The following is a 25,431-nucleotide window of genomic DNA, read 5'->3' on the forward strand; positions in this document are numbered from 1 at the left end:
GTCCGTAACTGGTTGAGTCTATTTGATTTCTTATTTAGTGTAGTTGCACTCTTGACACCCTGCCGCCATCAAACGAAAAAAGCCCACTTTGGCAAACCAAAATGGGCTAGGGCGTCATAGTATACGGAGCTATGAACAGGGCGTTAATGGGCTTGGCAAGCCATTAACTATTTTCAGCTATTGGAGTAGCTTAAAAACTGTAAACAAAACCAACTTTAACTTCGTTTTCTGGATTAAGTTTAACGCTGTTAATCTTATACTCTGGCTTATATGTGTATTGAGCGTAAGGCGCGACAGCACCAAAGTCTGTCAGTGTCGTTTTAAATTCAAATTCATTAGGCGTGTAGTCTATTATGCCTACAGAGCCCAGACCACTTAAAACGACTTCTTCGTTGGTCGATTTACGAACCCAATTGACACTCAAGTCAACCGCGTCCATTGCATACCCAAACTTAAAATCTGTGCGATGTACTTTTACATTGTGATCACCTGACTCTTTGCGATTACCAGCAATGTCATCAAACTTGGCACTAACATTTGTCGTTTCATAGCGATAACGACCTGCTAAATAGAATCCACTCTCGAATTCATAACCCGTTTCTAGTCCAAGTTTATAAGTAGGGTTGATCGTCGTGTTAAAACTGAAATCTTTTGGCTGGTGAATGGATACTGTTTCTCCATGATCAAACTTAACTTCTGCTTGTGGCTTTACATACCAGCCATCTGTGATAGAAACAGCCCAAGCACCAGAAAGGGTTGTCTCTTTAGACTTGCTTAAGCCTTTTTTACGTACGTGTTCTAGGCTTGTCGAAATTCCATTTTCAAAAGCGTAGCCAACTTTCGCACTAGTGTCGCCGTTTGATTTCTGGCTCAGATCGGTATAAACACCTGCGTGTGCTCCAAACGTTGCTACTATTGCCAATGCTACTAACTTTTTCATTGTTTACTCTACTCCAATAGTTATAAATGATTCGTCAACAACCTAAGGTTGGTTAGCAGTTAAGACCGCCTTTGTTGACGGTGCGGATTATTCAATTGGGTGCGAAATACGGTCAATTTCAACGGAAGTAGAAATCAATAGAAACTAAAGAGAATTGCTTTTAGAAAGTGGTTCTTGCTTGCATCTCAGACCAAGAGACTGTAGGGTTGCGCAGTTTTGTTAATTCACATAGGTAACGCTCGTGCTATCGACCGCAAATATCACTCAACAGTTTGGTGCTAAACCACTGTTTGAAAACATCTCTATTAAGTTTGGCGAAGGCAACCGTTATGGTCTTATTGGCGCAAACGGCTGTGGTAAATCGACATTCATGAAAATTTTGAGCGGTGAGTTAGAACCTACGAGCGGTAACGTTTCTTACGATCCGAACGAGCGCGTTGCAAAACTGAACCAGGACCAGTTCGCTTATGAAGAGTTTACGGTAGTAGACACTGTTATCATGGGCCACAAAGAGCTATGGGCTATCAAGCAAGAGCGTGACCGTATTTACTCACTGCCAGAAATGAGTGAAGAAGATGGCATGAAAGTAGCGGATCTTGAAGTTCAGTTCGCAGAACTTGATGGTTACATGGCGGAAGCGAAAGCAGGTGAATTACTGCTTGCGGTAGGCATCCCAGAAGAGCAGCACTTTGGCTTGATGAGTGAAGTCGCTCCAGGTTGGAAGCTGCGTGTGCTATTGGCTCAGGTTCTTTTCGCTGACCCGCACATCATGCTACTCGACGAACCAACCAACAACTTGGACATGGACACCATTCGTTGGCTAGAAGAAACGTTGAACCAGCGTAACTGCACCATGATTATCATCTCGCACGACCGTCACTTCCTAAACTCAGTGTGTACCCACATGGCTGACCTCGATTACGGTGAGCTTCGTTTATTCCCTGGTAACTATGATGAGTACATGGTTGCGGCAACTCAGGCGCGCGAACGTCTACTAGCAGACAACGCTAAGAAGAAAGCTCAGATTGCTGAGCTAAACACCTTCGTAGCGCGATTCTCTGCAAACGCATCTAAAGCGAAGCAAGCAACATCTCGTGCTAAGCAAATCGATAAGATTCAGCTAGAAGAAGTGAAGCCTTCAAGCCGTCAAAACCCATTTATCCGTTTTGACCAAGAAAAAGAACTCTTCCGTAACGCGCTTAACGTAGAAAACCTAAGCCAAGGTTTCGAAGATGATTTGTTCTCAGGCTTTAACGCAATTTTCGAAGTCGGTGAGCGTGTTGCTATCATCGGTGAAAACGGTGTGGGTAAAACAACACTGCTTAACACGCTTGCTGGTGTGCTAGAGCCTCGTACTGGGGAATACAAGTGGTCTGAAAATAGTAACATTGGCTACTATGCACAGGACCATGCTCATGACTTCGAAGAAGACATGAATCTTATGGACTGGATGGGTCAATGGCGCCAAGAAGGTGATGACGAGCAAGTTATCCGTAGCTTCCTAGGTCGCATGCTATTTGGTCAGGACGACATTAAGAAGTCAGTAAAAGTCCTGTCTGGTGGTGAGCAAGGTCGTATGCTGCTAGGCAAGATCATGATGCACAAGCCAAACATGCTATTGATGGACGAACCGACGAACCACATGGACATGGAATCTATCGAGTCATTGAACAGCGCGCTAGAACAGTACAAAGGTACATTGTTCTTCGTGTCTCATGACCGCGTGTTCGTAGATTCTCTTGCGACTCGAATTCTAGAGATCAAAGACGGCAAGATTAATGACTTCCGTGGTACATACGCTGAGTTCTTGAGATCGAAAGGGATTGATGGATAATCGGTTAGATACCTGAATGAAGCCTCGCGAAAGCGGGGCTTTTTTGTATGTGAGAGAAAACTAGTGTTTAAAAGTGGGCGATGCGACGTTAGGAGCTAGCCTGCAGTTCTCCCCATTTATAACGGGGCACGCAGCTGGGGGATTTAGAGGGCGTAAATGCGGTGAAATCGCAATATGTGCAGAGTCGAAACATACCTCGTTTTTTCTAAGTCAATCTTGTTGTTTTGAGCTTTCTTTGAGTCCAACGCATTCACCCCTCCCAGCCTCCCCTTGGTAAGGGGAGGAGCATTAATGTAAGCGATGCGACGTTAGGAGCTAGCCTGTAATTCTCCCCCTTGCTAAGGGGGAGCTAGAGGGGGTAAGCTCTTGATCTTTAGAATTAAACCACAACCACATTCCGCACCCAAACCATCAACAACAAATACGCAAACATCACCCAAACCAACACGGCCGACAGTAGCGTACCCATTACAGACAAATGATAACTAAAATAATAAACAGCTATCAAATAAGCGGCATAAGGCATTAACGAATACAGCCCAAACAGTGCGGTCATGCGAAGCGCCTCCATGTTTCGTTCAGTTGCCACAATATAGTGTGCAATCAGCGCAAAGCTCGGGAACAGTGGAACAAGACCGGCGATAAAAAAGTTCTTACTCTTGGATAGAATCGCAATCAACATCACGGCTGCTGCGCCAATCAAACACTTGAGAAAAAGAGTGACCATCTCAACCGCTACGCCAAGTTGAACAGCAGTTCGTCGTCCGTCATGTATTTATGTTTGCTACCCAGATTGCGAACATGCATAAACATAAAACTCGGAAACGCAGGGGCTAAAAGGTTGTTGGGTTCCCACATCTCACCACCGACAAACACATAACGACCTTGTTTTTCGTCATCATGATAAGGGTTATTGATCTCAGTCGACAGCTCAGCTCGGACACCTTCTATTACGCAAACAATCTGACCTTTGGCGACCCCAACAACACGTGTAACAAGGTTTGCCTTCATTCCACATTTCCAGGCTTGACGTGTTGCCCATTCAAACCCGAGTTTGCGAACGCCTTTGTGCACATTAACAATAAGATTCATGGTGACTCTGCAGTGGTTAGGTATTAACCGAGAGAGTAGTTGGTAAGACAGAGTGACACGAGCAATCAATAACGATGAATTCTTACTAGATGAAAAAACAATGAAAAAAGCCTCCCATTAATAGAGAGGCTTAAGAACTCATTCAGAGGAGGCAAAGGCTAGCTGTTACCTTTGACATCGAAGTCGACTTTCTCACCGCCAGTAAAGACTTGGAAACGAAGCCCCTTAGCTCGCGCAATAGTAGTGATTCCAAACTGTTTCGCTAAGTCTAAGCCCATTTGAGTCACCCCGGAGCGTGATAACAGTACGGGGATACCCATCTGGGCAACTTTGATCACCATTTCTGACGTTAATCGTCCAGTGGTGTAGAAGATCTTGTCATCACCTGTTTCCTCGTTGATCCACATTTCACCTGCGAGCGTGTCGACCGCATTGTGGCGACCGACATCTTCCACGAACGATAATACCTCATCGCCTTTACAGATAGCGCAACCATGGACTGCACCGGCTTTTTTGTAGGTATCGTTATAGTGAGTTAATGCCTCAAGTGTTGCATAAATCTGAGATTGTTTAAGTGGCGTTTGTGGGACCTGATAGCCTTCTAACTGCTTCATCACATTGCCATACATGGTGCCTTGGCCGCAGCCAGATGTGACAGTTTTCTTTTTTAACGCCTCTTCAAGGAAATCAGTGTTTTCTTTAGTGATAACCGCAGCAGAATGTGTCTCCCAATCGATAATTAGTGACTCGATGGCAGCAGGGTCTGAGAGAAACCCTTGGTTTTTTAGATAGCCCAAGACTAAAGAGTCGGGTCTGGAGCCTAATGTCATCAGAGTAACGATTTCTTTCCAGTTGAGCATCACCGTTAAAGGTCGCTCGCAAGCAATTTGTTTAGTTAGTTTTTCACCGTACTCGTCATAGACGTCAACTTCGATAGTTTGAAGGGGATTTTCGCTTGTTCTAATAATGTTGGGTTTAACCACGCGTATATCCTTTTGGTCGGGCAGTAGCACTGGGCTATTGGCTTGATAATTGCTTAGTTTTCACTAATGCTTAAACGATTATTACCAATAAAGTTTTGGCACGCAAATAACTTACGCTAATTTAGGGATATGAAATGCAGTCAGAAACTCCTGAATCCATTCCTACTCAAACTTCTAATTTTGATGTCCTCCAAGTTGAGAAAAACGAACATCAATGGCCAATTCAAATCGACTTGTCTATTGTCGACAAGCAGGTAGGGCGCTGGACGAGCACTCAGCGCGAGCTTGAAGGCTTTGAATTAGAAGTGACTGATCAGAGCAAACCCCATGCCATCTTAGAGCTTTATAGAGATGAGCGTACCGACTATAGATTCAACCTAAGTTCGCAAAACCCTATGCTGTTCGTTGTGTTAGATAACCACGACGAGCTCAGCTTAAAACCAATAATGGTGACAGCGTCACAGGCTGTTGCTGGTTCTTTTATGGATGGAGATTACCTCGTGCTCTCAAAGCCTATTCCGCTACCTATTCAAGCATGGATGGAGGCTTTTATAGGTCGACATGGTGAACTTCTTGAAGTAAGGCGTAAGAAACGTAAAGGGGCGGGACGATCGAGTGGCAAATAATTTTTTATCTCGCTGGTCACAGCGAAAATTAGAGGAGCAATCTCTAGACAAAACGGAACAGGAAAGTGCTTCGCTAGAGAAAGTGCAGGAAGAAGAACACTCTCTCGACGAAAGCGTTGCTGAACTAGAAGGTGAGCAAGAGGACACGGCTTCTGAATCAGAACACGAGGTTGAGGGTGAAGAACTTTCTATATCTCAGCTGCTTGCAAATACAGAAGTCGATAAGGCGGTAAAAAAAGCAGCACTACGAAAGCTTTTTATGCAACCCGAGTTTAATGTTGTCGATGGTCTAAATGATTACGACCACGACTACTCAGCCGTCAAGCCACTTGCTACAGAGGTAGCGGAAACACTCAGAGGTTGGGTCAAAGACGTCGAAGAACATCTTGAAGAATCCGAGGGTTCTGACGAATCGGCTCTAGCAGCTTCGATTCCAGACGAAACTGAGGTTGAAGAAGAGCAAACAGATAACATTGAAACGCTCAGTGGCGATGAAGAGTCTGACTCAAAATTATCGTAATAGATTGATATAGGGACAAAATTTACCACATAGAAAGTAGGTACATTTTGTCCCAAGTTCTTTTCTCAACCAATGAGACAAAATGTCTCACGAGACAAATAGCCCCAAATAACTGAGGGTAATTTGTGATAACTATCTAATAGTTAAACTTTTTTTCAGTATTTATAGTTGGAACAATTATTGCAAAACGTGTGTAAATGGTTCAAACGAAACCAAAAACGGAGCGTGAAGACTCCAACACTGGAAATAGGCGATGATAAAACAACTATTACAACAAGCGACATCTCAAAATGGACGTGCACGCTCATACGCGTTTGAAAATACCGTTGAGTTATCCAACTTAATACCGCCAACTGTAAGCTACGAAAGTCATGGCGACACCCTAATAGTCGGCCCTACCGCGATTATCACCAGTACTGCCGAGCAATTTACAAGCATGCATTCTGTTACTTTGCTGTCCACCGATGGTGAACCTTCTGAGCATGACAACCTTTATTACGCTGATAGTATTGAAATCACTGGTTTCTTGGGGACCTTCAGTGTCCATATCAATAATAAGAATACCCACAGCAATCTAGCTGAAGTCTCAGTGGGTAGGGACTGTTTCGATATTGTTCTCGACCATTCTCTTAATGGTTGTATGTCTGAGGAAGTACCCGTCCCTGGTTATTATCCTGTTGGTCGTGGCTATCCTACGCTTGCCGATGCGCTAGAAGAAATACCCGGTTTAATGGGTACCTTCGATAAACCTAAATTCTTTCGTCTAGACAATGATATGTGTGCTCACAGTTCGCGTGGTGTTAAAGGGTGCGAGCGCTGTGTGGATGCATGTCCTGCAGGTGCACTGAGTAGCCAAGGCAATGACAAAATCGGACACAAAATCGAGATAAATCCATACCTTTGTCAGGGTGTGGGCACTTGTGCGACCGCTTGTCCGACAGAGGCTATTCACTATGCATTGCCGACACCACAAGAAACGCAAAAGTTTATTGAGCGTACGCTTGCGAATTATCATCAACAAGGTGGCGAAAATGCCATCATTTTGATCTGTAGCTCGCGTCACGAGAGTTATAACGCCATGGCACTTAATGCTCTCCCAGAAAACGTCATTCCTGTCGTGGTTGAAGAGCTTCCTTCAGTGGGGATCGATACTTGGTTCGCAGCCTTAGTCAACGGCGCAACTCAAGTTTTGTTTGCTGCCAGTCGTCATATGCCTGAGACCATCCAAACGGTTCTTAATAGTGAAGTCGGTATGGCACAGCAGCTTTTAGAGAATCTCGGTCTAGCTCGTGAAACGATAGATATTTTGTACCTAGAGTCGCTTCGCGAAGGCTTACCAACGTTAGTTGAAAAAGACCTTGAACTTCGTATTGGCGACGTAGAGGGAAGCAAGCGTGAGCGCCTTTTCCATTCATTAGACGTGCTGTCTGCCAAGCACGGTGTCACTGACACAATCCAGCCACTACCAACGACGGCGCCATACGGCACAGTTACTTGTGATACTGATAAATGCACATTGTGCATGGGTTGTGTTGCGGTGTGTCCAACAAAAGCGCTTTATAACAAAGGTGACAGACCCGCGCTAGATTTTGTTGAGCAAGACTGTGTGCAATGTGGCATGTGTGAAAAAGCGTGCCCCGAATCTGCACTGTCTCTCACTCAACAAATCAACTGGGACAAAGAATCTCGAACTCAAGTCATTGCGCTTCATGAAGAGAAAGCTGCGGAGTGTCTAAGCTGTGGCAAGCCTTTCGCACCCCAATCTATGATCACTATGCTGCAAGATAAGTTACGCGGTCACTCTCATTTTGACAACGAAGCGGCACTGCGTCGTATCGCGATGTGTGAAGACTGCCGTGTCGTCGATATGTTTGAAAACATGGCAGAAAACCCAGAACAGCAACTCAAGTATTAGGAACGTATGTCAATGGAAAACGAGAACAACGAACTACGAAGTGACATCTACCTGCTTATTTCAACTCTGTGCCGTGGAGCCCCTGAACGAGAGCTTCTCGATTTTCTATCTTCTCTCGAGATCGAGTCCGGCATTAATCAAATGACAAGTGCATGGCAGGATCTTGCTGCAGCTGCAAACGTTGCTGAGGTCAGCGCTCTAGAAGACGAGTACCAAGATTTGTTTATAGGTATTGGCAAAGGGGAAGTGATTCCGTTTGCATCTTGGCACTTAACAGGATCACTAATGGATAAACCGCTCGCTGCACTTCGACATGACCTAGGCCACTTGGGTCTAGAGCGCGAGGAGTCAGTGAAAGAACCTGAAGATCATATTTCCGCAGTGTGTGAAGTTCTCGCGCACTTAATAGATCAGCAAAAGGAGAGCGAAGCGAAAGCTTTCTTTAATCAGCACCTCTCTCCTTGGTACTCAGATTTGTGTCGTCAGATTGAAACCGCACCAAGTGCGCAGTTTTATCCTGCTGTCGCGGCACTGATGCAAGCATTTTTCGATGTGGAGCAGGTGAGCTATGCGCAAAACCCAGGCTCTACGCAGACGAAAATGAAAATAGACGTAAAAAACATAACCACTAAGTAATGTCAGCTAACTAGAGATGCCACCAAAAGGATAGGTATCCACTCAGGGAGCAAACTATGAGTAAACAAACCAAACGTGACGATAAAAGTGAATTTAACGAGAATCGTCGAAACCTACTAAAGGGCTTGACCACCGCAGCTGTTGCCGGAGCGGTTATTTCAGGTACCGCGCATGCTGCTACTAACACCGAATTAGTTGATGTGAAACCCGATGACGAGAAGAAAACAGGTTATCGCGAAACCCAGCATGTTAAAGACTATTACGACACACTCTAGGAGCAAAGCATGAAACTAACTAAACGCTCCGACAATGTGAGCAAAAACGAAAACAAGCTAGGACTCAGCCGCCGTGCATTTATGCGCAACTCTTCTATTGCAGCGGGTGGTCTGGCAGCAGGTGCGTATACGTTCGCGCCCGGAATGATCAAAAAGGCACAGGCAGAATCTTTACCGGTTGATGCCAAAACTGAAGTAAAACGTACCATCTGTTCTCACTGTTCAGTGGGTTGCGGTATTTATGCTGAAGTACAGAACGGCGTATGGACGGGGCAAGAGCCTGCGTTCGACCATCCTTTTAATGCTGGTGGACACTGCGCGAAAGGTGCCGCTTTGCGCGAGCATGGTCATGGTGAACGTCGTCTTAAATATCCAATGAAGCTCGAAGGTGGTAAGTGGAAGAAACTAAGTTGGGAAGATGCGATTGAAGAGATCGGCAACAAAGTTTTAGAGATCCGCAAAGAGTCAGGTCCAGATTCTGTTTACTGGTTGGGTAGTGCGAAGCACAGTAACGAACAGGCGTACATGTTCCGTAAGATGGCGTCGCTTTGGGGCACCAACAACGTTGACCACCAAGCACGTATTTGTCACTCAACCACGGTTTCTGGTGTAGCGAACACTTGGGGCTATGGTGCGATGACAAACTCTTTCAATGACATGCACAACTGTAAGTCGATGCTGTTCATCGGCTCTAACCCCGCTGAAGCGCACCCAGTTGCGATGCAGCACATCTTGATTGCCAAAGAAAAGAACCGCTGCCAAATTGTTGTGGCGGATCCTCGTCGTACTCGTACAGCAGCAAAAGCAAACCACTACTGTTCTTTGCGTCCTGGTACTGATGTTGCCTTTATCTGGGGTCTCTTATGGCACATCTTTGCAAATAAATGGGAAGATCAAGAGTTCATTCGTCAACGTGTCTACGGTATGGATGAGATCCGTGCTGAAGTTGCCAAATGGAATCCAGAGGAAGTGGAGCGCGTAACTGGCGTTAGTGAAGCTGATGTATACAAAGCGGCGAAGATCCTATCTGAGAATCGTCCAGGCAGTATCATTTGGTGTATGGGTGGTACGCAACACACCACTGGTAACAACAATACTCGTGCATACTGTGTACTTGAACTTGCATTGGGTAACATCGGTAAGTCGGGCGGTGGTGCAAACATCTTCCGTGGACACGACAACGTACAGGGCGCAACTGACCTTGGCGTACTATCTCACACATTACCTGGTTACTATGGTCTGGCAGACGGCTCATGGAAGCACTGGGCAAAAGTGTGGGATGTCGACTATGAGTGGATCAAAGAGCGATTTGACCAAAACGAGTATCGTGGCAAGAAGCCAATGAACAACATGGGTATTCCTGTCTCACGTTGGATTGATGGTGTTCTAGAAAACAAAGACAACATCGAGCAGAACGATAACATTCGTGCCATGTTCTACTGGGGTCACGCGGTTAACTCGCAAACGCGTGGCGTTGAAATGCAAAAAGCGATGCAGAAACTGGACATGATGGTCATCGTCGATCCATATCCAACCCACGCTGCGGTAATGAACAACCGTACTGATGGCGTGTATCTACTGCCAGCAACCACGCAATTCGAAACCTACGGTTCGGTAACAGCTTCGAATCGCTCTCTTCAATGGCGAGACAAAGTCGTTGAACCATTGTTCGATTCAAAACCTGACCACGAGATCATGTATCTTCTTACTAAGAAGCTTGGTTTTGAGAAAGAGTTGTTTAAGAACATTAAAGTTGAGAACAACGAGCCAAATATCGAAGACATTACTCGCGAGTTCAACAAGGGCATGTGGACGATTGGTTACACTGGTCAAAGCCCAGAGCGTATCAAAGCGCACCAACAGAACTGGCATACCTTCCACAAGACCTCTTTGGTTGCCGAAGGCGGCCCAATCAATGGTGAAACCTACGGTCTACCTTGGCCATGTTGGGGCACACCTGAGATGAAACATCCAGGCACACACATTCTCTACGATACATCAAAAACCGTTGCTGATGGTGGTGGTAACTTCCGTGCTCGCTTTGGTGTTGAGTTTGAAGGTGACAACATTCTCGCTGAAGACAGTTACTCATTGGGCTGTGAACTGGAAGACGGTTACCCAGAGTTCACCGACAAGCTTTTGAAACAGCTTGGATGGTGGGACGACCTCACTGCAGAAGAAAAAGCGGCTGCCGAAGGTAAAAACTGGAAGACCGATCTATCGGGTGGTATCCAGCGTGTGGCAATCAAGCACGGCTGTATCCCATTTGGTAATGCGAAAGCACGCGCCATCGTTTGGACATTCCCGGACAGAGTACCGCTACACCGCGAGCCACTCTACACGCCGAGACGTGATCTCGTCGCAGACTATCCAACATGGGATGACAGCGAGTCAATTTATCGTCTGCCAACTATGTACAAGTCTATTCAGGATAAAGACGTTTCTGGCGAGTACCCAATCGTTCTTACTTCAGGTCGATTAGTGGAGTACGAGGGTGGTGGTGAAGAGACCCGTTCCAACCCTTGGCTTGCTGAACTGCAACGTGAAATGTTCGTTGAAGTTAACCCGAAAGACGCCAATGACATCGGCTTTAAAGACGGCGACATGGTCTGGGTTGAGGGTGCAGAGAAAGGGCGCATCAAGGTGAAGGCTATGGTGACACCTCGTGTGAAACCGGGTCTAGCGTTTATCCCATTCCACTTTGGCGGAAAGTTCCAAGGTGAGGACCTCACCAACAAGTATCCGGAGGGCACAGTGCCTTACGTTATTGGTGAAGCGGCGAACACTGCGACCACTTATGGTTATGACCCAGTGACCCAGATGCAAGAAACCAAAGTCACTCTCTGTAACATTAAGAAAGCGTAAGGAGTCACCTAATGGCTAATATGAAATTCCTATGTGACACCAAGCGTTGTATTGAATGTAACGGCTGTGTGACCGCATGTAAAAATGAAAATGACGACGCGCTGCAATGGGGTATCCAGAGACGTCGCGTTGTGACACTCAATGATGGTCTTCCAGGTGAAAACTCGATCTCTGTAGCTTGTATGCACTGTACCGATGCGCCATGTATGGCAGTATGTCCAGCAGACTGTTTCGAGCGCACAGAAGATGGCATTGTGCTTCACAACAAAGATCTTTGTATCGGTTGTGGCTACTGCTTATTTGCGTGTCCGTTTGGTGCTCCTCAGTTCCCTAAACAGGCAGCATTTGGTGAGCGCGGTAAAATGGACAAATGTACTTTCTGTGCCGGTGGTCCTGAAACTGAAGACAATTCAGAAGAAGAGCGTGCTAAATACGGTGCGAACCGTATTGCAGAAGGTAAATTGCCGATGTGTGCCGAGCTTTGCTCAACCAAGGCTCTTCTAGCAGGTGACGCAGCGAAAGTGTCGGACATATTCCGCCAACGTGTTGTGGAACGTGGTGCTAAAGATGCTGGCTGGACAGACGGTAATGACCTAGCGTATGACGCAACGAAAAGCTAATGGAGAGAGCAATGGCTATTTTGTCTAAACAACAAGGTTTGCTTGGCTCTATCTTCCAACTACTGCTGCCGCTATTGGCAGCAGTGGTTCTAGTGATGTCGTTTGGTGTTCACGCTGAAGAAAGCAAGAGCAATAAAGTTGTTCAAGGTGAGATGACACAGCTCGCTGGAGCGGACTATTGGCGCATGGTAAAGGAAGGAGTAGAGGGTACAACGACCTCCGCTTCTCCTGAACACGGTGTGTTGATTAGTACTCCGGGTGAGACGTGGTACATCTTAAAAGAGAAGTGGATGTCGCCTGCGGGAGCAGTTGCCATTTTTGGTAGCATCACCCTCGTTATGCTGGCGTATTTCATCGGTGGCCCGATGAAACTGTCAGGTGCTAGAACGGGACGTAAACTGCAAAGATGGAGTCGAATGGACCGAGCGCTTCACTGGAGTATGGCGTTTGTATTTCTAACGCTTGCATTCAGTGGTCTTATGCTGGTTTATGGTAAGCACTTTATGAAACCTTACGTCCCAACTGACCTGTGGGGCTGGACCGTATACCTAGCGAAACAATACCACAACTACATGGGACCTATGTTCCTCGTACTGCTAGTTGCACTGCTAATCAAATGGTGGAGTAAATCTATTTTCACCAAAGTGGATGTACAGTGGTTTATGAAGCTTGGTGGTATGGCTGGGAAACACAAAGGCAGTCACCCGTCTGCGGGCTTCTCCAATGCCGGGGAAAAAGTACTGTTCTGGATGTTGATCATTGTTGGCGCTGTTGTTGCAGCAAGTGGGTTGATTCTTGATTTCCCTATCTTTGGTCAGACCCGTCGAGATATGGAATGGTCAAACCTAATCCACATGCTCGCAGCGCTGATCCTTATTTGTGGCTTTATCTTCCACATTTATATCGGTCTATTCGGTATGGAAGGGGCGCTTGAAGGTATGGTAACGGGTGAGGTTGATGAGACTTGGGCTAAAGAGCATCATGACTTATGGTATGAGGAAGTCAAACACGAGTTAGACAACCCTAAGCCTAAGGAAGAGAAAGCCCAACTCAGTGTTGACGCCAAAACACGTAGCGACCTGACTTAAGGAGAGTACTAGGATATGCAAGAACAACACAAAGGTATTTGGATAGCATATATTCTCAGCCTCTTTACGCCTTTCACTCTACTGATTTCAGGCGTGATTGCTATCGTCTATGCGGGCTATCGCCTTGATAAAGGCGAAGATAGTGACGTAGTCAATTCGCACTACTACGGGTTGATTAGGACCTTCTTCCTGAATCTAACTTTCTTTGTCGTTTTAATCGTAACAGTAGCGACTTCTAACGGACTGCTAAAAGGCGTAACACACTACTGGTATCAGGCGACTTGGATAGATCAGATTGCTAACTTTATCCCGTACGTGGGGATGTTGTTCGCATCAGTAGCGATTGTAGTCTGGATCATTCGAATGTTTGCCGGTATGAGTAAGCTTAAGCAAGACATCCCGATGACATTTGGTAAAGACGCGAAGCCAATTCAACAGCTTCCTTAATCCGTTTCAAGATCGACCAAAAGGGTTTGCAGTGTTTCTGCAAACCCTTTTTTATTGGTTTAATTACAAATGGTTACATTCTTGCAACATAGTGGTGCACGCCAATTTGGTGCGAATTCACTTATATGGTGCATTTCTGGGTTGGCTTGACTTTAATTACAAATAGCGACTTACAATAAAAGCATTATTAATCAATGCTATAGACTAATTCTTATCTCAATAAATAAGTTGGAACGTTCTTTGCTCTATCAGTCGTTCAGATAAAAACGCATTCACCAAAATGGTGTATCGCAAAATGATGTAGCACGATTTTGGTGCGCACATTCAATCATCGATAAAGGAGTGATCGACACATGACCCCCTCGGTAGAGCACGTACACGGTGCCGTACAAACACTAACTCAAAGCTCAGATACGCTTTTCTTATTGCTGGGCGCCATTATGGTGTTCTTAATGCACGCTGGTTTTGCATTTCTTGAAGTGGGGACAGTCAGGCATAAAAACCAAGTAAACGCTTTGGTCAAAATATTAGCTGATTTTGGTGTGTCCGCTATCGCCTATTTCTTTATCGGATATTGGGTTGCTTACGGAGGCACCTTCTTCGCAGACGCAGAAACGCTTTCTCAAGGAAATGGCTACGAACTCGTTAAGTTCTTCTTCTTGCTTACCTTTGCAGCGGCTATACCAGCTATTGTCTCAGGTGGTATTGCAGAACGCGCTCGATTTTATCCCATTCTTCTTGCGACGTTTTTCACCGTTGGATTAGTTTATCCATTATTTGAGGGCATGATTTGGAACGGTAACTTCGGGTTCCAAGGTTGGTTAGAATCGACATTTGGTGCGGGCTTCCACGACTTTGCCGGCTCAATCGTTGTTCACGGTGTGGGTGGCTGGATTGCATTAGTAGCGGTTGTCTTTCTTGGTATGAGAAAAGGGCGCATTCGTGCCGGTAAACACACTAACTTTGCTCCTTCGAATATTCCTTTCTTAGCTCTAGGTGCGTGGATTCTGAGTGTAGGTTGGTTTGGTTTTAATGTCATGTCAGCCCAAACGTTAGAAGGTATTAGTGGTTTAGTTGCCATGAACTCGCTGATGGCGATGGTAGGCGGTATTCTTGCTTCTCTCGTCGTTGGTCGTAATGACCCAGGGTTTATTCACAATGGACCATTGGCTGGCCTAGTTGCCGTATGTGCGGGCTCTGATCTTATGCATCCAATTGGGGCTCTAATTACTGGCGGTGTTGCAGGTGCATTGTTTGTTTGGGTATTTACCTATCTTCAAAACAAAACCAAGATTGATGACGTGTTAGGTGTTTGGCCTTTACATGGTTTGTGTGGTGCTTGGGGTGGTATTGCCGCAGGTATCTTTGGTCAACAGGCATTGGGCGGTTTAGGTGGTGTTAGCCTTATGTCTCAAATTGTGGGCACAATTGCGGGCATCTCAGTAGCGGTTATTGGTGCAGGTCTTGTATACGGCATTCTCGATAAGCTAACAGGGTTGCGCCTATCAGAAGAAGATGAGTTCAAAGGTGCTGATTTAGCAATTCATAAAATCTCTTCAACAAACGAAGACTGATTGATTACAAGAGCTAGCGATGAATTCGCTAGCTCTTGTTCCTTAATACCTATTAACCTATTGAAGAACCGAAACTTCCTCCCAATTAGACTATCGTCTAATCCCCAAAACTATTGATGTTATTCGTTACGTGTTAATCTTGTGATAACAATAATAAGTTAGCACAAGGAAGGTCTATGAAGTTTCCCTACAAAAATGTCGTTGTTTTGACTGGTGCTGGTATCTCTGCGGAATCAGGCATTCAAACATTCCGCGCTCAGGATGGTCTTTGGGAAAACCACAGGATTGAAGATGTCGCTACGCCAGAGGGTTTTGTTCGTGATCCTGATCTGGTGCAACACTTTTACAATCAACGTCGCCGAAAACTGCAGCAAGAAAACATCTTGCCCAATGCTGCACATATCGCCCTAGGTCAATTGGAGAAAGAGCTAGAGGGGAGTGTCACTGTTATCACTCAAAATATCGATAACTTGCATGAGAGAGGTGGTAGTGAAAATATCATCCACATGCACGGTGAACTGCTTAAAGCACGCTGTGAAGAGTCTGGGCAGGTTGTAGAAATGAAAGACGACATTATGACGGGTGATCTTTGCCATTGTTGCCAAATTCCTTCGCAAATGCGCCCGCATATTGTTTGGTTCGGTGAAATGCCTTTACGCATGGGCGATATCTACGCTGCCATTGAGCAAGCAGATCTGTTTATTTCTATCGGTACGTCGGGCGTTGTATATCCAGCAGCCGGATTTGTTCATGATGCCAAAATGCATGGTGCTCATACCATAGAAATTAACCTAGAACCGAGTGCAGTAGAAAGTGAATTTGAAGAAAAACGATATGGCAAAGCGAGTCTTGAAGTGCCAAAGCTAGTTAAGGAAATACTCGCTTTGCAAACACAAGACCACGCGGTATAACCTGTAAATTTCATCGATTGACAAAAAAATAAGCCCTCCAGTGGAGGGCTTATTTGTGTATGAAACAGGAGATGGATTAGTTATCTACTTTTAGCTTTTGGAAGTACTCTTCGTAAAGCGTACCAGCTTCGCCAACTTCATCTTGCCATGTGCCAGAATCCATGACTTCTTGAGGAGGGAAGACGTTAGGATCTTCAGCAAACTCTTTCGGTAGTAATGGATATGCGGATTTAACAGGAGTTGGGTAACCAATCTCTAATGCAATCTTTGCAGCATTTTCTGGGCGAAGTAGGAAGTCGATCATCTTGTGTGCCGCTTCAATGTTCTTAGCACCAGAAGGAATCGCTAGGCTGTCCATCCAGAAGATCGCACCTTTCTCAGGCCATACGATATCAATTGAAGCGCCTTCCTGGCGAGCCATGTACGCAGAGCCATTCCAAAGCATACCAAGTGACACTTCACCTGCGAGGTAAGGGTTAGCAGGGAAATCTGAGTTAAATACTAGAACGTTAGGTACTAGTTTTCTCAGCTCTTCATAAGCGGCTTTGATTTCTTCTGGGTTAGTCGTGTTTGGAGAGTAACCCAGCTTCGTCAATGCGATATGGAATACTTCACGAGAGTCGTCCATCATCATCAACTGACCTTCCCATTGCGGGTCCCAGAGGTCGCCCCAAGAGCTAACTGCTGAACGGTCGAGCATGTCAGTATTAATACCGATGCCCGTCGCACCCCAGATGTATGGGATTGAATATTTATTGTCTGGATCAAAAGGTTTATCTAAATAGTTAGGATCCAAATCTTGATAGTGTGATAGCTTCTCTTTGTCAATTTCTTGAAGCATACCTTCTTTACGCATTTTAGAGACAAAGTACGTAGAAGGTACCACTAAGTCGTAACCAGAGCCTTGCGTCTTAAGTTTCGCATACATGCTCTCGTTAGATTCGTAAGTGGAGTAGATGACTTTAATACCAGTTTCTTTGGTAAAGTCTTCTAGTACTTCGTTAGGAATGTATTCAGACCAGTTGTAGAAGTAAAGTTCTTCGTTGGCTGCAAACGCCGGGGTAGTGAAGAGAGTCGCCGCACAAAGTGCGCCTGCATACAATTTGCTTTTCATTACTTTTCCGTTTGTATTGGTAAACAAAGAGTCTCTTAGAGACATGACAATATGAGAACGTAGGGTTTCTCACACTACTTTGCACGCCACCATTATTTGATGTGCATCACAACATTATATCAGTCATTGATTAAATACTCTATGTAGGAATTTACAAAAATTAAACGTTTAGAATGATATAGGGTGGCAGCCATAAAAAAAGGTGGCAATTGCCACCTTTAAAAATATCAATAAAACGAGTTACTGACCGGCTTTTAGCTTCAAGAAATAATCTTCGTAGATAACTGTACTATCGCCTACAGCATCTTGCCACTCCACGCGGTCTAGATCTTCTTGTGACGGGAACAAAGCTGGGCTGTCTTTAAACTTCTCATTCGATTCTTTAACCGCAGTTAAATAACCCGTGTCACGAGAAATTTGTTCAGCAATTTCGGGGCGCAGTAAGAAATCAATCATCTTGTGCGCCGCATCAACGTTTTTTGCACCAGAGCTAATAGCAAAGTTGTCTACCCAACCAATGCCACCTTCTTTAGGGAAGACAAGTTTAATTGGCAAACCCTCGTTTTGCGCTGCTGCAGCTGAGCCGTTCCAAAGCATACCTAGACCAACTTCACCAGACATATAAGGTGCACCTGGGTTGTCAGAATTGAAAACTAACACGTTTGGCATAAGTTTTTGAAGCTCGGCGTAAGCTTCATCAATTTGAGCTTTGTCCGTTGTATTACCAGAGTAGCCAAGTTTGCGAAGTGCGATATGGAAGACTTCTCGAGTATCGTCCATCATCATCAATTGACCTTCTAGCTCAGGCTTCCATAGATCAGCCCAGCTTGTGAACTCGTCCGGGTCATACATATCGGTATTGACAGCGAGACCTGTAATAGCAACAACGTGTGGAATAGAGTAGTCATTGTTTGGATCGTAAGGCTTATCCAAGTAGTTTGGGTCTAGATTGCTGAAGTTTGATAGTTTTGATTTATCAATTTTCTGAAGCATGCCTTCATCACGCATCTTTGCGACAAAGTAAGTTGACGGCACAACAAGGTCATAACCTTTATTGTGAGTCTTTAGCTTTGCATACAAGGTTTCGTTCGACTCATAAGTAGAGTAGATAACCTTGATACCGGTCTCTTTGGTGAACTGCTCAAGGAGATTACTGTTGATGTAAGGTCCCCAGTTCATGAACACGAGTTCTTTATCTTCTTCTGCACTAACTGCTCCAGAGAGAAGAGAAAGTGCACATGCACTACCAGCTAAAAAAGTAGCCCATTTTTTCATTGACGTTAGCTCCAAAACAAACGCTGCCGTTATGGCATAGATATAAAAAGAGCAGAATGACAACGCCATTCTGCTCCAGTCGGTAAAATAGCGGATTATTTCACTTTTTCTCTGGCAAGTAGTTGCGATGCAACAACAAGTACCAAAGATACAATCAACATAAGTGTAGCCAATGCATTCACTTCTGGCGAAATGCCGACCTTAACCATCGAATAAATCTTCAATGGAAGAATTTCATAAGTAGGCCCGGTTACGAAAGAGCTCACAATGACATCGTCTAGAGATAGCGTAAACGAAAGCAACCAACCTGCTGCTACAGCGGGTTTTGCTAGTGGCAGGATAATCTGTTTCAAGATCGTCCATTCACCTGCGCCCAAGTCTTTCGCAGCCTCAAGCATCTTCACATCAAAGCCTTTTAAGCGGCTATATACTGTGACTACCACGAAAGGTAGACAGAAAGTGATGTGAGCAATTAGCAAACTAAAGAAGCCAAGCTGAGCGCCAAGTACCAAGAAAATCGCAAGCAGTGAAATTGCCATCACGATATCTGGTGACATCATCACAATGAACAGCAAACCACTGACCGCTCCTTTGCCTTTAAACTGATAGCGGAATAGGGCAACTGCCGTCAAGCTACCAATAATTGTCGCCGCGGTAGCAGAGAAAACCGCTACGTTGAGAGAGTGCCATGCAGCTTGCATCAAACTGTCGTTGTTAACGAGTGCGTCGTACCACTTGGTTGTAAATCCGCCCCATTTCATACCAAATTTGTTGGCATTAAAGGAGTTAGCAATCAAAACAATGATTGGTAGATACAAGAACGCGTACACTACCGTCATAAAACTAAATCTTACAGCGCGACCCATTATTCGAGCTCCACTTTACGGTTTAAGAGCTTGCCTGCTCGGTAGTAGGCGTACAACATGACAGCCATCGCTGCCGTAAGCGCGATACTTGTCGCAGCACCGAACGGCCAATCTCGAGCATTGAGTATTTGACTCTTAATCACGTTACCAATGAGAAGGTTCTTCGCGCCGCCCAATAGGTCGGCAATATAGAACATTCCAAGTGCTGGTAGTAGCACCAACAAACACCCACCGATGATTCCCGGCATGGTCAATGGAAGAATGACTCGAGTCAATGTTTGCCATTTGTTGGCACCTAGATCTCTAGCAGCTTCGATATACGTACCATCAAGTTTCTCAATCGCTGAATAAAGCGGAAGAATCATAAATGGCAACAGAATATAGACCAAACCGATCATTACCGCTGTTTCTGTGTACATGATACGCAGTGGCTTATCGATAATATCGAGTGCCAGTAAGCTCTTATTTAAGATGCCTTGTGTACCCAGTACAATCTTTAATCCGTAGGTGCGGATTAGAGAGTTGGTCCAAAATGGCACAATAACCAAGAACAGCATAAATGGTCGCCACTTTTCAGGCATTTTCGCCACGATATACGCAAATGGGTAACCAACAACCAAGCAGATAAGCGTCGCCACAATCGCCATATAGAACGAGTGGAACAACACTTTCGCATAAAGAGGATCGAGTAAACGCGCATAGTTCTCGAGTGTAAACGTCATCTCAATTAAGTTAGCTTCATCTCGAGTTAGGAAGCTAGTACCGATGATCATCACGTTCGGAATTAGCACAAATAATACTAACCAACCAACAATCAGCGTAATGATGGCGTTTTGTAGATTAAATTTCTTGCTCATCTTTTAACACCACTTCCCAGCTTTCAACCCAAGTTACGGCTACTTTTTGACCTAGCGAGTGGTCTACATCTGGGTCATCTTCATTGAAGAATTCGCTGACCATGACACGCATGCCAGACTCAAGTTCCACAACAGAATCCAAAGTCATACCTTTGTAAGTACGCTCTGCCACGTGACCAACGATACCCTTATTTTCAGACTCTTTGATCTCTTCGATACGCAAGTCTTCTGGGCGAAGTAAAACTTGTAGTTTCTCGCCAGACTCAAAGGCTTTATCGTAGTAAACAATACTCTTCTGACCTTCGATTTCTGCATTGATACGTTTGTCATCGATACGGTCGATGGCGGTCGCGTTGAACACGTTAATTTCGCCAATGAAGCGAGCAACAAACAAATTTTTAGGTTCTTCGTAGATTTCACGAGGAGAACCATCTTGCTCAATAACACCATCACGCATCACGATAATACGGTCAGACATGGACAAAGCTTCTTCTTGGTCGTGCGTTACGAAGATAAAAGTGATACCTAGCTGTCTTTGTAACTGCTTGAGCTCGATCTGCATCTGCTTGCGGAGTTTGTAGTCCAGTGCAGACAGTGATTCGTCCAAAAGCAGAACCTTTGGTTTATTAACAACTGCACGAGCGATAGCGATACGTTGTTGCTGACCGCCCGAAAGTTGGTGCGGTTTACGTTGTGCCATTTTCTCTAGGCGAACCATCTTCAACGCTTCTAGAACACGAGGTTCTATTTCTGCATTTGGTACTTTTTGCATACGCAAACCAAATGCCACGTTTTCGAAAACGGTCATATGAGGGAATAGGGCATAGCTCTGGAAAACTGTGTTGACGTGTCTCTGTTCAGCAGGGACTTCCGTTACATCTTGACCGTCGAGGTTGAGTCTTCCACTGTCGACGGTTTCGAAACCGGCGATCATTCTAAGTACTGTGGTTTTTCCGCAACCTGAAGGACCCAATATAGTGAGGAACTCACCATGATTAACGTTTAAGTTAAGATTTGCGATGATTTCCTTACCATCGAAACTTTTACTCACACCAGCTAGCTGTACGACCGGTGTTCCTTCTGAATGTTTAGCGTTCAACGTCTGTTTTTCTCCACCTTGGCCAAAAATATAGCGGCCAGTTGCTATACACATTTAAGGCGCGCATCATAATCACCAATTGGGTGAAATCAAAGCATTTTCTTATCTCGAAACAGAAAAAATTTTGCAGGTAAAACTAAACATTATTTACCATACTAGGTTTATAGTGTAACGAGTTGAATGTTTTGCCTTATCAATTGGTTAATTATCACCCAAAAAGACTAGAAAGCAAGGTGATAACAGTGATAAAACAATCTCGTTACCGCTATAATGTCGCAGCCTTTTCAACGAAGAACACACGTTAGCAAAACGTGTAACTTGGAAAACTTATGAATAAAGACTTTGAAAGAGACTTCAATTTAGGTGGGACAATAGAGCGCGCCATTTCAGGGAAATACGAACTCAAAGCTGGTGCTGTGTTTCATGAAGCATGGCAACAAACGATGAAGCATTTTTTATCTTTCTCACCTGCGATTGTAGCTCTGATTGTTGTGCAGCTTGGTATCTTCTATATCGCTCTCAAGCTGCAACTGGGTGACCCTTCCGTAATATTGCAAGGGTTCCAAGACCCAAGCTTGCTTAACGAGGGGATTTTTCAAGCTATTTTCGTCGCGAACTTCAGCTATGAAGTTGTCAGCGCTCCGGTTTATGCCGGGATCTCTTTAATGGCGATGAGCCATGCCGCTGGCCTTACGACCAAACCAAGACATATCGCGAAAGGGCTTCAGTATACGGTTCCCGTGATCATCGCGACTTTATTTAGCCTTATGCTGCAAGGCATCGTGAGTATGATTTTTCCATTCTTGTCGATGTACCTTTCTTTGGCGTTCAGTCAGTCTATTCTACTCATCTGTGAGAAGAAAGTGCCACCGCTGCAATCTTTGTTGCTATCGCTTCGTGCAGTAAATAAGAAGATTTTCGTGCTTTCGGGTATTTATCTACTCCTCGTACTCATGTTTATCGTCGGTGCTATGTTTTACGGAATCGGTTTGATTTTCGTTTTACCATTCTTCTTCCACGTCAAAGGGATCCTATATCGTGAAATGTTTGGCATTACGTTGAAAATCGTTGCTACCGAAGACAATGGCTCTAGCGACCAAGATGGGGATGATAACGACCCAACGCCACCAAGTAATGACGACAAGCCAAACAAAAACCCAGAGGTATTTGATGCGTAAGTCGCATAAGTTTCTGTCACTAGCCGCTCTCCTTACGGGGAGCGCTTTTTTATTCTTCTACGAAAAACAATCTAAAGATGCTGATGACGAGGTGATATCGCTACCCGCGATCACCGAAGATAAACCCGATATCGCAAGCATCACAGACGTGAACGTGAAAAAAGAGACCTTCTTTAATTATCTACGTCCTGGCATTGCCATTGAAAATGCTCGAATTGAAAAAGAAAGAAGACGATTGCTTGCCATTAAAAACGCTCTGGATGAACAAGCTTTGACGAGCGAACAAGAGGCGACAGCGAAGCGACTAGGTAAGCTATATAATCTAGAACCTACAAACGTTGATTATGAGTGGCTAGACGCAATGCTAGCGCGCGTTGATGTTCTTCCTGAAGCACTTGTGTTGACTCAAGCAGCTAACGAGTCTGCATGGGGAACATCGCGATTCGCGAAAGAAGCAAATAACTACTTTGGTCAGTGGTGTTACACCAAAGGGTGCGGACTGGTACCACTTCAACGTACAGAAGGCATGACACACGAAGTTGCCAAGTTTAGCTCTCCACAAGGGTCTATTCACGGCTATTTTATGAATGTTAATCGTAATAGAGCGTATGAAGAACTTAGAGACATACGCGCATCTATTCGCGAACAAGGTGCTGATCCCACCTCGGAGCAAGCTGCGTTAGAGTTAACAAATGGATTGCTTCGATATTCAGAGCGAGGTGAGGCATACGTCAAAGACCTACAAGCGATGATTCGACATAATGAGCCATTCTGGACAACACAATAATAATCAAAGCATAAGCACAATATGAAAGTAGTAAAATTAGCCCTTTTAGGACTGGCCGCATCAACCTTTGCGGTTCCGACTCTAGCTCAAGAGTATATGTTCACCTATTCAAAGTTGTATTCTCAAATGAAGAACAACGCCAAAGAAGGCCATGAAGATGTCAAAGTGGCCTTCTTCTTCGTTGACGCCGACTCAAAAAACCTTTGTCCTATTGAAAAAGCATGGATGGAGAAAGAGGAGCATTATGAAGAATTGCCACCAAGTCCAATCAACGAGCTTGTCGTACCGTTAGATAACAACCTTAAGTCTGCGAATCCGTTAGTGTTTGTTCATACTCCTGAAGACCAGCGCTGTGATTTTTCAATGGTAGTCATGACCACCGAACCTATGTCTGGCGAGGTGTCGTATGGCGAAGTTGAAACACTGTTACCTCAAATGCAAGTTATGCTAGAAGACTTAGGTGGCATGTTCGCTAGCTGGTTCACTCCGGATGTCGAAGGTATTACTTTAGAGTTTGCGCCTAATATAGAGGGTAAGGTTTCGTTTTCAAATGGTGGCTCTGTAGCATTACAAAATGGTAAAGCTCAAGTTCGCCTTAGCGACATAGGAGAGGGCGGCTATATGACCCTACCAGGAGAAACGATTCGAATCCTTCCTTATCTACCTGGCGCTGAGTAAACCATACGCCCATCTCACCACACACCTGTCTCATATTGTTTGACTCCCAATCTAAAGGGGGTCAAACAACCATTTAATCTTTCTCAAAAAGCTCGTATAATCCACGCCCCAGATAATTCCCAGTAGGAAATCCTATCGTCGACTTTGTCGGCAATGTGAGAGCACGTGATGAATCAGACAGATACAAGAAAAGAAACCCTAGAGTTCAACAAGCTTCAGAAGCGTCTTAGAAGAAATGTTGGCAACGCAATTATCGACTACAACATGATTGAAGAAAATGATGTGGTGATGGCGTGTATCAGTGGTGGTAAAGATTCGTTCGCGATGCTCGATATCCTATTGAACCTTCAAAAAGCAGCACCGATCAAGTTTGATGTGGTTGCGGTAAACCTTGACCAAAAACAACCAGGTTTCCCAGAGCACATTCTGCCAGACTATTTCGAAACTCTGAACATTCCTTACTACATCGTAGACAAGGACACCTACTCAGTGGTTAAAGAGAAAATTCCAGAAGGTAAAACGACATGTGGCCTGTGTTCGCGACTTCGTCGTGGTACGCTCTATTCTTTTGCTGAGAAGATTGGCGCTACAAAAATTGCCCTTGGTCATCACCTAGATGATATTGTCGAAACCATGTTCCTAAACATGTTCCACGGCTCTCGCCTAAAAGCGATGCCACCGAAACTTCGTTCAGATGATGGACGTAACGTGGTCATTCGCCCGCTTACGTACTGCCGTGAAAAAGATCTGATTAAATACGCAGAGCACAAAGAATTCCCAATCATTCCATGTAACCTATGTGGTTCTCAAGAGAACCTGCAGCGTCAGTCAATTAAAGCGATGCTGATCGATTGGGATAAGAAGACGCCTGGGCGTGTTGAAGCTATCTTTAAATCTATTCAAAACGTGAGCCCAAGCCAATTGGCTGACCGTGAACTGTTCGATTTCGTGAACCTACCACTGGATCGTGAAGGCTCACGTGAAGAATATGAGTTTAGTGAGGCGACGGTTTCGTCGACAAACATCGATGAGTCCATGTTTATTGATGTGACTAATGTTTAGTGCACAGCTAGTTTGACGAAAACGCCCCTCATTGAGGGGCGATTTTTTATGTAGGTAACACAGCACTTAAGCTTAGTTTACCTTGGCTTGCCGGATTCTCGTGTCATTCCTGCGCAGGTAGGAATCTACTTGAGGCTTGGTGCGTGCGTTAAGTAGATCCCTGCGGCCAGTGGGGTGACGGAGATATGG

The 25,431-nt window shown here is 44.9% G+C and carries 25 protein-coding genes; 16 read left to right on the top strand and 9 right to left on the bottom strand.

Features of this window, described 5'->3' with window-relative positions; translation table 11 throughout:
* Window positions 1–190: 190 nt before the first annotated feature.
* Window positions 191–940 carry an oligogalacturonate-specific porin KdgM family protein gene (locus LY387_RS07980; RefSeq protein ID WP_234495999.1) on the bottom strand — a complete coding sequence of 250 codons (750 nt, stop codon included), beginning with the start codon at window positions 938–940 and terminating at the stop codon, window positions 191–193.
* Between the two features lie 241 nt (window positions 941–1,181).
* Between LY387_RS07980 and LY387_RS07985 the strand changes: the two genes are divergently transcribed.
* Window positions 1,182–2,774 carry an ABC-F family ATPase gene (locus tag LY387_RS07985; protein WP_042472957.1) on the top strand — a complete coding sequence of 531 codons (1,593 nt, stop codon included), beginning with the start codon at window positions 1,182–1,184 and terminating at the stop codon, window positions 2,772–2,774.
* Window positions 2,775–3,153: 379 nt separating this feature from the next.
* Here the strand turns inward: LY387_RS07985 and LY387_RS07990 are convergent, their stop codons facing one another.
* From LY387_RS07990 to LY387_RS08000, 3 genes are all read right to left on the bottom strand, one after another.
* The gene (locus LY387_RS07990; protein WP_234496000.1) at window positions 3,154–3,501 is read right to left on the bottom strand and encodes a GlpM family protein; all 348 of its coding nucleotides are present in this window, start codon (window positions 3,499–3,501) and stop codon (window positions 3,154–3,156) included.
* 8 nt (window positions 3,502–3,509) lie between these two features.
* The gene (locus LY387_RS07995; RefSeq protein WP_042472963.1) at window positions 3,510–3,866 is read right to left on the bottom strand and encodes a hypothetical protein; all 357 of its coding nucleotides are present in this window, start codon (window positions 3,864–3,866) and stop codon (window positions 3,510–3,512) included.
* Window positions 3,867–4,024: 158 nt separating this feature from the next.
* The gene (locus LY387_RS08000) at window positions 4,025–4,849 is read right to left on the bottom strand and encodes a formate dehydrogenase accessory sulfurtransferase FdhD (protein ID WP_112480080.1); all 825 of its coding nucleotides are present in this window, start codon (window positions 4,847–4,849) and stop codon (window positions 4,025–4,027) included.
* A 134-nt stretch (window positions 4,850–4,983) separates the two neighbouring features.
* Here LY387_RS08000 and LY387_RS08005 point away from each other — a divergent pair, with 134 nt between their 5' ends.
* The 11 genes from LY387_RS08005 (at window position 4,984) to cobB (ending at window position 16,326) form a co-directional block, all read left to right on the top strand.
* Window positions 4,984–5,475: a DUF3305 domain-containing protein gene (locus tag LY387_RS08005; protein ID WP_042472966.1), complete on the top strand. Its 492-nt coding sequence runs from the start codon at window positions 4,984–4,986 to the stop codon at window positions 5,473–5,475.
* Window positions 5,465–5,995: a DUF3306 domain-containing protein gene (locus LY387_RS08010; RefSeq protein WP_234496001.1), complete on the top strand. Its 531-nt coding sequence runs from the start codon at window positions 5,465–5,467 to the stop codon at window positions 5,993–5,995. The genes LY387_RS08005 and LY387_RS08010 overlap by 11 nt, the downstream gene beginning before the upstream one ends.
* Window positions 5,996–6,248: 253 nt before the next feature.
* On the top strand, window positions 6,249–7,910 hold the full coding sequence (locus tag LY387_RS08015; RefSeq protein WP_234496002.1) for a 4Fe-4S dicluster domain-containing protein: 1,662 nt from the start codon (window positions 6,249–6,251) through the stop codon (window positions 7,908–7,910).
* Window positions 7,911–7,922: 12 nt separating this feature from the next.
* A complete protein-coding gene (locus LY387_RS08020; protein ID WP_234496003.1) occupies window positions 7,923–8,546 on the top strand; it encodes a TorD/DmsD family molecular chaperone in 624 nt (207 codons plus the stop codon).
* A gap of 56 nt (window positions 8,547–8,602) precedes the next feature.
* Complete coding sequence (locus LY387_RS08025; RefSeq protein WP_042472969.1) at window positions 8,603–8,821, top strand: twin-arginine translocation signal domain-containing protein; 219 nt, start codon at window positions 8,603–8,605, stop codon at window positions 8,819–8,821.
* A gap of 9 nt (window positions 8,822–8,830) precedes the next feature.
* The gene (locus LY387_RS08030) at window positions 8,831–11,686 is read left to right on the top strand and encodes a formate dehydrogenase subunit alpha (protein ID WP_234496004.1); all 2,856 of its coding nucleotides are present in this window, start codon (window positions 8,831–8,833) and stop codon (window positions 11,684–11,686) included.
* 11 nt (window positions 11,687–11,697) lie between these two features.
* Complete coding sequence (fdh3B, locus tag LY387_RS08035; protein WP_042501521.1) at window positions 11,698–12,306, top strand: formate dehydrogenase FDH3 subunit beta; 609 nt, start codon at window positions 11,698–11,700, stop codon at window positions 12,304–12,306.
* 11 nt (window positions 12,307–12,317) lie between these two features.
* A complete protein-coding gene (locus LY387_RS08040) occupies window positions 12,318–13,394 on the top strand; it encodes a formate dehydrogenase subunit gamma (RefSeq protein WP_234496005.1) in 1,077 nt (358 codons plus the stop codon).
* A gap of 15 nt (window positions 13,395–13,409) precedes the next feature.
* On the top strand, window positions 13,410–13,841 hold the full coding sequence (locus LY387_RS08045) for a hypothetical protein (protein ID WP_234496006.1): 432 nt from the start codon (window positions 13,410–13,412) through the stop codon (window positions 13,839–13,841).
* A gap of 353 nt (window positions 13,842–14,194) precedes the next feature.
* A complete protein-coding gene (locus LY387_RS08050; protein WP_234496007.1) occupies window positions 14,195–15,415 on the top strand; it encodes an ammonium transporter in 1,221 nt (406 codons plus the stop codon).
* A 176-nt stretch (window positions 15,416–15,591) separates the two neighbouring features.
* Window positions 15,592–16,326 carry a Sir2 family NAD+-dependent deacetylase gene (gene cobB, locus LY387_RS08055; protein ID WP_234496008.1) on the top strand — a complete coding sequence of 245 codons (735 nt, stop codon included), beginning with the start codon at window positions 15,592–15,594 and terminating at the stop codon, window positions 16,324–16,326.
* A 76-nt stretch (window positions 16,327–16,402) separates the two neighbouring features.
* Here cobB and LY387_RS08060 read toward each other — a convergent pair whose 3' ends face one another.
* From LY387_RS08060 to potA, 5 genes are all read right to left on the bottom strand, one after another.
* On the bottom strand, window positions 16,403–17,440 hold the full coding sequence (locus LY387_RS08060) for an extracellular solute-binding protein (RefSeq protein ID WP_234496009.1): 1,038 nt from the start codon (window positions 17,438–17,440) through the stop codon (window positions 16,403–16,405).
* A 240-nt stretch (window positions 17,441–17,680) separates the two neighbouring features.
* On the bottom strand, window positions 17,681–18,715 hold the full coding sequence (locus LY387_RS08065; RefSeq protein WP_234496010.1) for an extracellular solute-binding protein: 1,035 nt from the start codon (window positions 18,713–18,715) through the stop codon (window positions 17,681–17,683).
* Window positions 18,716–18,810: 95 nt separating this feature from the next.
* Window positions 18,811–19,581: a spermidine/putrescine ABC transporter permease PotC gene (gene potC, locus LY387_RS08070; protein WP_042472982.1), complete on the bottom strand. Its 771-nt coding sequence runs from the start codon at window positions 19,579–19,581 to the stop codon at window positions 18,811–18,813.
* Window positions 19,581–20,438 (bottom strand): spermidine/putrescine ABC transporter permease PotB, encoded by an 858-nt coding sequence (gene potB, locus LY387_RS08075; RefSeq protein WP_042472986.1) that lies wholly within the window; start codon window positions 20,436–20,438, stop codon window positions 19,581–19,583. The genes potC and potB overlap by 1 nt, the downstream gene beginning before the upstream one ends.
* Window positions 20,422–21,591, bottom strand: a complete 1,170-nt coding sequence (potA, locus tag LY387_RS08080; protein WP_234496011.1) for a spermidine/putrescine ABC transporter ATP-binding protein PotA — start codon at window positions 21,589–21,591, stop codon at window positions 20,422–20,424. The genes potB and potA overlap by 17 nt, the downstream gene beginning before the upstream one ends.
* Window positions 21,592–21,866: 275 nt before the next feature.
* On the opposite strand from potA, the gene LY387_RS08085 reads away from it, so the two are divergent.
* From LY387_RS08085 to ttcA, 4 genes are all read left to right on the top strand, one after another.
* Window positions 21,867–22,715, top strand: a complete 849-nt coding sequence (locus LY387_RS08085; RefSeq protein ID WP_234496012.1) for a hypothetical protein — start codon at window positions 21,867–21,869, stop codon at window positions 22,713–22,715.
* A complete protein-coding gene (locus tag LY387_RS08090; protein WP_234496013.1) occupies window positions 22,708–23,502 on the top strand; it encodes a glucosaminidase domain-containing protein in 795 nt (264 codons plus the stop codon). The genes LY387_RS08085 and LY387_RS08090 overlap by 8 nt, the downstream gene beginning before the upstream one ends.
* Before the next feature lie 21 nt (window positions 23,503–23,523).
* Complete coding sequence (locus LY387_RS08095; protein WP_234496014.1) at window positions 23,524–24,180, top strand: DUF2987 domain-containing protein; 657 nt, start codon at window positions 23,524–23,526, stop codon at window positions 24,178–24,180.
* 168 nt (window positions 24,181–24,348) lie between these two features.
* Window positions 24,349–25,242 carry a tRNA 2-thiocytidine(32) synthetase TtcA gene (gene ttcA, locus LY387_RS08100; protein ID WP_128648504.1) on the top strand — a complete coding sequence of 298 codons (894 nt, stop codon included), beginning with the start codon at window positions 24,349–24,351 and terminating at the stop codon, window positions 25,240–25,242.
* Window positions 25,243–25,431: the final 189 nt, after the last annotated feature.

This window comes from Vibrio maritimus, assembly GCF_021441885.1.
GTDB lineage: Bacteria > Pseudomonadota > Gammaproteobacteria > Enterobacterales > Vibrionaceae > Vibrio > Vibrio maritimus_B.

Bases quoted from the DNA above. Each gene is read 5' to 3' on its own strand.
- LY387_RS07980 (WP_234495999.1), bottom strand. From the start codon at position 940: ATGAAAAAGTTAGTAGCATTGGCAATAGTAGCAACGTTTGGAGCACAC.
- LY387_RS07990 (WP_234496000.1), bottom strand. From the start codon at position 3,501: ATGGTCACTCTTTTTCTCAAGTGTTTGATTGGCGCAGCAGCCGTGATG.
- LY387_RS07995 (WP_042472963.1), bottom strand. From the start codon at position 3,866: ATGAATCTTATTGTTAATGTGCACAAAGGCGTTCGCAAACTCGGGTTT.
- LY387_RS08005 (WP_042472966.1), top strand. From the start codon at position 4,984: ATGCAGTCAGAAACTCCTGAATCCATTCCTACTCAAACTTCTAATTTT.
- LY387_RS08015 (WP_234496002.1), top strand. From the start codon at position 6,249: ATGATAAAACAACTATTACAACAAGCGACATCTCAAAATGGACGTGCA.
- LY387_RS08020 (WP_234496003.1), top strand. From the start codon at position 7,923: ATGGAAAACGAGAACAACGAACTACGAAGTGACATCTACCTGCTTATT.
- LY387_RS08025 (WP_042472969.1), top strand. From the start codon at position 8,603: ATGAGTAAACAAACCAAACGTGACGATAAAAGTGAATTTAACGAGAAT.
- LY387_RS08030 (WP_234496004.1), top strand. From the start codon at position 8,831: ATGAAACTAACTAAACGCTCCGACAATGTGAGCAAAAACGAAAACAAG.
- fdh3B (WP_042501521.1), top strand. From the start codon at position 11,698: ATGGCTAATATGAAATTCCTATGTGACACCAAGCGTTGTATTGAATGT.
- LY387_RS08040 (WP_234496005.1), top strand. From the start codon at position 12,318: ATGGCTATTTTGTCTAAACAACAAGGTTTGCTTGGCTCTATCTTCCAA.
- LY387_RS08045 (WP_234496006.1), top strand. From the start codon at position 13,410: ATGCAAGAACAACACAAAGGTATTTGGATAGCATATATTCTCAGCCTC.
- LY387_RS08050 (WP_234496007.1), top strand. From the start codon at position 14,195: ATGACCCCCTCGGTAGAGCACGTACACGGTGCCGTACAAACACTAACT.
- cobB (WP_234496008.1), top strand. From the start codon at position 15,592: ATGAAGTTTCCCTACAAAAATGTCGTTGTTTTGACTGGTGCTGGTATC.
- LY387_RS08060 (WP_234496009.1), bottom strand. From the start codon at position 17,440: ATGAAAAGCAAATTGTATGCAGGCGCACTTTGTGCGGCGACTCTCTTC.
- LY387_RS08065 (WP_234496010.1), bottom strand. From the start codon at position 18,715: ATGAAAAAATGGGCTACTTTTTTAGCTGGTAGTGCATGTGCACTTTCT.
- potC (WP_042472982.1), bottom strand. From the start codon at position 19,581: ATGGGTCGCGCTGTAAGATTTAGTTTTATGACGGTAGTGTACGCGTTC.
- potB (WP_042472986.1), bottom strand. From the start codon at position 20,438: ATGAGCAAGAAATTTAATCTACAAAACGCCATCATTACGCTGATTGTT.
- potA (WP_234496011.1), bottom strand. From the start codon at position 21,591: ATGTGTATAGCAACTGGCCGCTATATTTTTGGCCAAGGTGGAGAAAAA.
- LY387_RS08085 (WP_234496012.1), top strand. From the start codon at position 21,867: ATGAATAAAGACTTTGAAAGAGACTTCAATTTAGGTGGGACAATAGAG.
- LY387_RS08090 (WP_234496013.1), top strand. From the start codon at position 22,708: ATGCGTAAGTCGCATAAGTTTCTGTCACTAGCCGCTCTCCTTACGGGG.
- LY387_RS08095 (WP_234496014.1), top strand. From the start codon at position 23,524: ATGAAAGTAGTAAAATTAGCCCTTTTAGGACTGGCCGCATCAACCTTT.
- ttcA (WP_128648504.1), top strand. From the start codon at position 24,349: ATGAATCAGACAGATACAAGAAAAGAAACCCTAGAGTTCAACAAGCTT.